This window comes from Streptococcus sp., from assembly GCF_019414905.1.
In the GTDB taxonomy this organism is placed as follows: Bacteria; Bacillota; Bacilli; order Lactobacillales; family Streptococcaceae; genus Streptococcus.
In genome coordinates, this window is the sequence record NZ_DXLC01000235.1 from 1 (window position 1) to 8142 (window position 8142).

The 8142-nt window shown below is 41.4% G+C and carries 9 protein-coding genes; all 9 read right to left on the bottom strand.

What is annotated here, in order from left to right:
- Positions 1–783 (bottom strand): alpha-ketoacid dehydrogenase subunit beta (locus QZ359_RS07185; protein ID WP_293964967.1); only part of this gene is annotated, 783 nt, incomplete at its 3' end.
- A 15-nt stretch (positions 784–798) separates the two neighbouring features.
- Positions 799–1767 carry a thiamine pyrophosphate-dependent dehydrogenase E1 component subunit alpha gene (locus QZ359_RS07190; RefSeq protein WP_261227554.1) on the bottom strand — a complete coding sequence of 323 codons (969 nt, stop codon included), beginning with the start codon at positions 1765–1767 and terminating at the stop codon, positions 799–801.
- 153 nt (positions 1768–1920) lie between these two features.
- Positions 1921–3282, bottom strand: a complete 1362-nt coding sequence (locus QZ359_RS07195) for an MATE family efflux transporter (protein WP_293964971.1) — start codon at positions 3280–3282, stop codon at positions 1921–1923.
- Positions 3283–3323: 41 nt separating this feature from the next.
- Positions 3324–4592 (bottom strand): dihydroorotase, encoded by a 1269-nt coding sequence (locus tag QZ359_RS07200; RefSeq protein ID WP_293964973.1) that lies wholly within the window; start codon positions 4590–4592, stop codon positions 3324–3326.
- Positions 4593–4604: 12 nt separating this feature from the next.
- Positions 4605–5069 (bottom strand): 8-oxo-dGTP diphosphatase, encoded by a 465-nt coding sequence (locus tag QZ359_RS07205; protein WP_119943325.1) that lies wholly within the window; start codon positions 5067–5069, stop codon positions 4605–4607.
- A 9-nt stretch (positions 5070–5078) separates the two neighbouring features.
- Positions 5079–5732, bottom strand: coding sequence for a uracil-DNA glycosylase (locus QZ359_RS07210; RefSeq protein WP_293964979.1), 654 nt, complete (start codon positions 5730–5732; stop codon positions 5079–5081).
- Positions 5733–5793: 61 nt separating this feature from the next.
- Positions 5794–6486 (bottom strand): YjjG family noncanonical pyrimidine nucleotidase, encoded by a 693-nt coding sequence (locus tag QZ359_RS07215; RefSeq protein WP_261078482.1) that lies wholly within the window; start codon positions 6484–6486, stop codon positions 5794–5796.
- A gap of 597 nt (positions 6487–7083) precedes the next feature.
- Positions 7084–7458, bottom strand: a complete 375-nt coding sequence (dhaM, locus tag QZ359_RS07220; RefSeq protein ID WP_293964983.1) for a dihydroxyacetone kinase phosphoryl donor subunit DhaM — start codon at positions 7456–7458, stop codon at positions 7084–7086.
- A complete protein-coding gene (gene dhaL / locus QZ359_RS07225) occupies positions 7458–8033 on the bottom strand; it encodes a dihydroxyacetone kinase subunit DhaL (RefSeq protein ID WP_293964985.1) in 576 nt (191 codons plus the stop codon). Before dhaL ends, dhaM begins: the two co-directional genes overlap by 1 nt.
- Positions 8034–8142 lie beyond the last annotated feature (109 nt).

Here is an 8142-nt window from a genome sequence, read left to right on the forward strand (position 1 = left end):
CAGAACAACCTTACCAGTCTTCTTAACTGAGTTAATGATGATATCCTTATCAAGCGGAACAAGGGTACGTGGGTCAACAATTTCAACTGAAATGCCTTCTTCTGCTAATTCTTCAGCAGCTTGAACCACACGGCGGAGCATTTTTCCATAAGTAACAACTGTTACATCTGTACCTTCACGTTTGATTTCCCCAACTCCAAGTGGAATCGTGTAGTCTGGATCAACTGGCACTTCCCCTTTTTGGTTAAATTCTGACTTATACTCAAGAATGATAACAGGGTTGTTATCACGGATAGAAGACTTAAGCAATCCTTTCATATCCGCAGGTGTACCTGGTGCCACAACCTTAAGACCAGGAATGTGAGTAAACCAAGACTCTAGTGATTGCGAGTGCTGAGCTGCAGAACCAACTCCGTTACCTGCTGCACAGCGGACTGTCATTGGAACCTGACCTTTACCACCAAACATGTAACGTGTTTTCGCAGCTTGGTTGACGATATTGTCCATGGCAATAACAGAAAAGTCCATGAAGGTCATATCAACGATTGGACGAAGTCCTGTCATTGCTGCCCCTGCTGCTGCTCCTGAAATCGCAGCTTCAGAAATTGGACAATCACGAACACGTTCTGGACCAAATTCTTCAAGCATTCCAACAGAAGTACCGAAGTCTCCTCCGAAGACACCAACATCTTCTCCCATCAAGAACACATTTTCATCGCGACGCATTTCCTCAGACATAGCAAGGATAATTGTGTCACGGAAGGACATTGTTTTTGTTTCCATTTTATCTCTTTCTCCTTAGTCTGCGTAAATATCTTCAAATGCTGATTCAAGCGGTGGGAATGGACTTTCTTCCGCAAATTTAACAGAAGCTTCTACTGCTTCCTTAACTTGCGCTTGGATTTCTTCCAATTCTTCGGCACTTGCAATAGTGTTTTCAATAAGGTACTTGCGAAGGTTTTCGATTGGGTCTTTTTGTTTCCAAAACTCCACTTCTTCACGCGTACGATATTTCCCAGGGTCAGATGATGAGTGGCCGAGCCAACGATAAGTGACACTTTCAATCAAGACTGGACCATTACCACTGCGAACATGATCTACAGCTTTCTTAAATCCTTCATAGACGTCGATGACATTGTTACCGTCTTCGATGAATATTCCAGGAATTCCATAAGCGGCGCTACGTTGATGGATATGCTCCACATTGGTCATTTTCTTGATATCCGCAGAGATTCCATAACCGTTATTAATGCAATAGAAAATGACTGGCAGGTTCCAGATAGAAGCCATGTTCACTGCTTCGTGGAAAACACCTTCGTTGGTCGCACCATCTCCAAAGAAGCAGACAACAATTTTTCCGGTATTTTGCATTTGCTGACTGAGGGCTGCACCAACAGCGATTCCCATACCACCACCTACGATACCATTAGCACCAAGGTTCCCAGCATCAAGGTCAGCGATATGCATAGAACCACCTTTACCTTTACAGGTTCCAGTGTATTTACCGAGGATTTCAGCCATCATTCCATTGAGGTCGATTCCTTTGGCAATCGCTTGCCCGTGACCACGGTGGTTTGAGGTAATTAGATCATCTGAATTGAGAGCTAACATAGCCCCCACGTTAGCGGCTTCCTCTCCAACAGAAAAGTGCGTCATTCCTGGCACTTTCCCTTTCTTTACTAATTGCGCAATTTTTAAGTCCATGCGACGGATTTCTTCCATCTTACGGAACATCTCTAGCAAAAGATTTTTATCTAAAGTTGACATCTTCTTGCCTTTCTAACTTTCTTCTTACCTTACTATTTTACCGTTTTTGACAAATACTGTCAAAGTTTTTCTTGAGGAAATTTCACAAAATAAAAAAGAAAACCCAATGAGAACAAGGGATTTTCTTATTAAAAATATTTTTTCACAAACTTTTTAGCGTTTAGATTTTGCTAAAGATTCAAATCTCTTCATAATCACAGTTAGACGCCAACGGTAGAGCGCCCCACTCACTATCAGACTTATAATTAAACCAATCCAGTATGAATAAGCTCCAAAATCTGTTAGAGAGTCGAATACCATAGCTACTGGGAGTGTCACCCCCCAGTAACCAACCAAACCAAGGTAAAAAGGAATAACTGTATCCTTATAACCTCGTAAAATTCCCTGAAGCGGTGCCGCAAAGGTATCTGCTAACTGAAAGAAAAGACTATAAGTTAAAAAGCGCGCTGTCAAATCAATAAATTCTGGGTCGTTACCATAAAGACTGGCCACATTTCCCCTAAAAATATAAAGGAAAGATAAGGTGAAGCCTGCAAAAATAAGTGCTGTCCATCTTCCTAAACCAATATAAGTTTTCGCATCATCAAATCGCTTGGCTCCCACTTCATAGGAAACGACAATAGCCATAGCCGATGAGATACTCATAGGAAAGGCGTACATAAGACTTGAAAAGTTCATGGCTGACTGGTGACTAGCGATAATCAAGGACGAGAACTTAGCCATAATCAAGCCAACCACGGAAAATATAGCCACTTCGGCAAAGACAGTTCCCCCAATAGGTAGACCTAAACGAACTCCTTCCTTGATTTTATCCATATTAAGCGAAATGCGTTTCTCAAGATGTAGAGCTTTGAGCTTTTCCTGTTTAAATAAAACCAGAACAGAAATTCCAAGCAAAACCCAGTAAGCCAAGGAAGTACCTAAACCAGCACCAGCACCTCCCAGTTCTGGAACACCAAAGGCTCCGAAAATCAAGAGATAGTTAAATCCACTATTGAAAGGAAGTAACAAAAGCATGAGGTACATGGACACTTTGGTCAACCCCAGCGAATCCAGCAAGGAACGAATGACACTAAAGAGCAACAAGGGGATAATTCCGATAGATAAAAACCAAAGATAGCGAACCGCTACTGCTGCCACTGGTGCTTCTAGTCCGATATGGTTCAAGACAGGAGGTGCCAGGAAAAGTACTAGTCCCAGCAAGACCACAGATAGACCCAAGGCCAGATAGATGAACTGGTAAAAATCAGACGCAACCTCTTCCTTTTTACCTCGACCAAGATGGTGAGCAATGATAGGCACCAAGGCTGAAACAATACCTGTTAGAAAGGTAAAGAAGGGATTCCAGATACTAGTTGCCATAGATACACCAGCCAAGTCCATGGTATTGTATTTGCCAGTCATAGTCGTATCAACAAATGAGGCAGAATAATTGGCAAATTGATAAATCAGGATAGGGAAAAATATCTTTAAAAATAAGATAAATTTGTCTTTAAAATGATGGGTTTGGTACATATAGGCTCTCTATTCTTTTTGTTTACAGAGCAGACTCCCACCTAGTTTTGATAAACAATTTGTCCCTTACAGATGGTATATTTAACCTGCCCTTTTAAGGTTTCACCGATGAATGGTGAGTTGGCTGCTTTCGAAGCAAAATGGGAGTCCACAAGGCGGTCAGCCTTAGCATCAAAAATAGTGATGTCCGCTGGACCATTCTCAGCCAAGTAACCTGCTTCAAAATTGTAAAGCTTGGATGGGTTGTAGGTCATTTTTTCAAGTAATTCCATCAAGCTTAACTCACCAGCTTCCACCAAATAAGTCAAACCGAGAGAAAGAGATGTTTCCAAACCTGTCATACCAGATGGCGCTTTGGTAATATCCTCAACGTTTTTCTCATCTGCATGATGAGGCGCGTGGTCTGTCGCAATAACTGTGATGATGCCTGATTTAAGACCTTCGATAACAGCACGACGGTCTGATTCCAAGCGAAGCGGTGGATTCATCTTAGCATTGCTTCCTTGTGTCAAAAGGAGCGCTTCGGTCTTAGAGAAATGCTGTGGCGCTACTTCTGCTGTGACTTGCGCACCTAGCCCCTGAGCAAACTCCACTACTTTAACACTTTCTTCCTTAGACAAATGCTGAATATGAACATGGGCCTTGGTTGCATAGGCAATCATGACATCACGCGCCATCATAGCGTACTCAGCCACCCCAGTTGCACCACAGATATGGAAATGTTCTTTAGCAATATTTTCGTTAAAGCCAAGAACACCGTTCAAACCTGGATCTTCCTCATGAAGACTAATAAAGGTATTAAGCTTTTTGGCTTCCTCCATGGCTTCCTTGACAACTTTACTGCTTTCAAGCGGAATACCGTCATCTGAGAAACCAACCGCACCTGCTTCTAAAAGCGCCTTAAAGTCAGTCAAATCTTGCCCATTAAAGTTTTTAGTAATGGTCGCAACCGTCTTAACATTAATCTTTTCCTTAGCAGCTGAATCCAGAACTTCTTTTAAAGTCTCTACATCCGAGATAGTTGGACTGGTATTAGCCATCATAACAACCGTTGTAAAACCACCTGCAGCGGCTGCAAGGGAACCTGTGTGGATGTCTTCCTTGTGGGTCTGACCAGGTTCACGGAAATGAACATGGATATCAATCAAGCCAGGAGCAACCACAAGACCAGTAGCATCAATGATTTGGGCCCCTTCTTCTTTAATCTCAGGTGCAATTTTGATAATCTTTCCCTCTTCAATCAAAACATCACACACTTGATCCAAACCAGTCTTGGGATCCATTACACGACCATTTTTGATTAGTAGCATCTTCGTTCTCCTTTATTCATAGAAATCAACTTGGGTATCCAACAATTTATCCCCATCATAAACAAACTTGGCTGAAAAGAAGGGTTTATCTTCTAAAAGCCACCCAACAAAGGTATGGTCACCTTCCCAAGTCGGCTTGCTCAAAACCTCATCATAGGGAACCCATTCTAGCGTTCCCTCGTTGCAGTCAATCAAGTCGCCCTCAAACTCCGTCACCTTAAAAACATAGGTGTACCAGTCTAAATCTGGTGTAAATTCAGGAAAAGTGATAACACCTTTTAGAACTGGCTTGGCTTTGAGCCCTGTTTCTTCAAGGATTTCACGCGCCGCGCATTCCTGAGGGGTCTCACCTCTTTCTAGCTTACCACCCACACCAATCCATTTACCCGCATGGACATCATTTGGCTTTTTATTGCGATGAAGCATGAGCAGTTCTTTCCCGTTATCAATGTAGCAAATCGTCGCTAACTGAGGCATATTCTCTCCTTATCTAAGCCAATCGATTGGCTCTTGTCCTGTCTCTTTTAAGAATGCATTGGCCTTGGAAAAAGGCTTGGAACCCCAAAATCCTCTATAAACTGATAAAGGACTGGGATGGGCTGATTCGATAATCAAGTGATGAGGATTGGTAACTAAGGCCTTCTTCTTACGTGCATAAGCTCCCCAGAGTATAAAAACAACCGGTCTATCTAGATGATTGACCACCTGAATCACAGCATCAGTAAAAGGCTCCCATATCTGACCGGCATGACCATTGGCCTGTCCAGCAGGAACCGTCAAACAAGCATTGAGAAGCAAGACTCCTTGCTCAGCCCAAGCTGTCAAATCATGGGATTTCTTAACGCCAAGATCATCTGACAATTCTTTCAAGATATTTTGCAGGGATGGCGGAGCTGGGATAGAGTCGGGTACAGAAAAACTCAAGCCCTGCGCTTGCCCCGGCCCGTGATAAGGGTCTTGCCCTAAAATCACCACCTTAACTTCTTCAAGCGGTGTTGTCAAGAGAGCCTGAAAAACCTTTTCCTTGGGCGGATAAACAGTCCCCTGAGCATAGACCTGCTCCATAAACTGATTGATTTTCCCAAAATAACCCTCAGGTAATTGCGCCTTAATCAAAGCATGCCAAGACGAGTGTTCCATATCCAACTCCTTCGTTTTTACTGCCTCTATTATAGCAAAAAGTGGCTATCTAAACCACTTTTTACAGTTTATCTAAACAATCCAGCAAGTCTTGGTAAGAATGGACTTCGTAAGTCGGCTGGGCTTGTGTGGGATTTTCGAGGTGATGAGGGTTGTACCAAATCGTGTCAATTCCAGCATTATTGCCACCTTGAATGTCGGCGGTTAGGGAATCTCCAATCATCAGCGTCTTTTCTTTGCTAAAACCTTCAATCTGCTGACCAATTTTTTCATAAAAGAGAGTATCCGGTTTTTGTGTTTGCAGCTGTTCAGAGATAAAGACTTGATTGAAATATGGTGCCAGACCCGATTGAGCCAAACGTCCTGTCTGAATGGCAGTAATGCCATTTGTCGCAGCATACAGCTCATAATCTCGCTCGATGAGGTTGTCTAAGAATTCATGAGCGCCTAAAAAAGTTTGTCCCTGTTGAGCGAGGTAAAATTGGTAACGCCGGGCTAGAAAACTACCGTCTTTTTCCTGTCCAAAATGAGCAAATAAACGAGAAAAGCGCGTGTTAACCAGCTCTTGTTTACTGATTTTCTTTTGCTCCAAGTCCTTCCAGAGAGCCTTGTTCATGGGAACGTAAAAGTCTTTGTAGGCCTGAATATCTGCAACTCCTTCTTCTTTTAGAAGTTGCGTCAAAGCCACATCCTCAGCAGCATCAAAATCAAGAAGAGTGTGGTCAAGGTCGAAAAGTAGAAATTTGTAGGACAATTTGGTGTTTTCCTTTCTGAAAAGCATTATAAATATTATAGCATAAAGTAAGAAAGCCATACCAATTTATTCCATCTATTTGACATACAATTATCGCAACTAAAGGCTACAAGTATACTTATAAATCACTCTTCTAGACTTTTGATTGTCAAAATCTTTCAGAATAGAACAATTCTAACTATCGAACGTCCTGAATTCATAAATATCTATGTAATTCTAAACTTAGAATTCCTATAAACTAAATGTTTTCGCACTATTCTAAACCATTGATTACCTTAAATTTTAATTTTTGAAGGATTCTAAAGCTAGAATAGTCCTATCACAATCAGTTTTGAATGATTCACAATTTAGAAACGCTATGATTCTACTCCTTTTACATTAAAAAGGAACTGCCCAAAGCAATCCTTTTCTGATTTTGAAACCATTTACTTATACTCTTCGAAAATCAAATTCAAACCACGTCAGCTTCACCTTGCCATACTCAAGTACAGCCTGCGGCTAGCTTCCTAGTTTGCTCTTTGATTTTCATTGAGTATTAAACTTTGATAATTGAGATAATCAATAGCCCACCTATAAAAAGAGTTATAGTAAGATTCCTTATTTATTGATTTCAAGCTCCGACAACTGTGTTTGAATAACTGACAGTTCTGCACCAGCCTGAAGAAGAGCAGCTGCAGTATAGGCACCTTCTACAATTGGAACCCTATTGATCATGATACTTTTATCACTGAAATCAGCCACCATTTCTAAGTTCATTTTAGCAGAACCTAGGTCAAAAAAAGCTAATAAAGTCTCTGCTGGATTTTCGGAAACAACCCTATCTACTTGATCAAAACTTGTTCCAATTCCTCCATCTTCGGTTCCTCCTACATAAGTAATCGGAACATCTTTAGCTACTTCACTAATCAGTTCAACGACACCTTGTGCAATGTGTTTGGAATGTGAAACGATAACAAGACCAACACTTCCCATTAAACCACCCCAGTTTCTAAAAGAGCAGTAAAGAGTAATCCTGATGAGAATGATCCAGGATCAATATGTCCAAGAGAACGTTCTCCTACATAAGATGCCCTTCCTTTAGTTGCAAGTAAATCTTTGGTAGCATTCACTAGCTTATCAATAACCTCTTGAGTCAATTGGTCAGCAGATAAGGCAGCAATAACAGGAGTCCAAACGTCAACCATTGTCTTTTCTCCAACTTCTGCTTTCCCACGTTTGATAATCATATCCAAACCGCTTTGTAAGATTTCCTCTATTTTCGAATTAGAATCAGCCTTGGACATTCCCATAAAAGCAGAGCCATACAAGGGACCAGAAGCACCACCTACCTTACTCAGTAGTTGCATTGAGACAAGTTTAAAAACATCACTGCTGGTCTCAAATTGCTTTCCTTCTAAGTTTTCCATAACTGCAGCCATGCCACGCGCCATATTTCCACCGTGGTCTCCATCTCCTATAGGAGTGTCTAACTCACTAAGGTAATCTTTCTTTTCTTGAATCTTTTCATTAAAAAGCTTCATCCATTCAAGAGCTTGTTCAGCATTCATTTGACATTTCCTCCTTGAGTTTTACCAAGCTGGTGTTGTAACAGGTGCATTTAAAGCATCTAACCATTCATCATCTGCCAATCGAATCAATGTTAATGATAATCCAGCC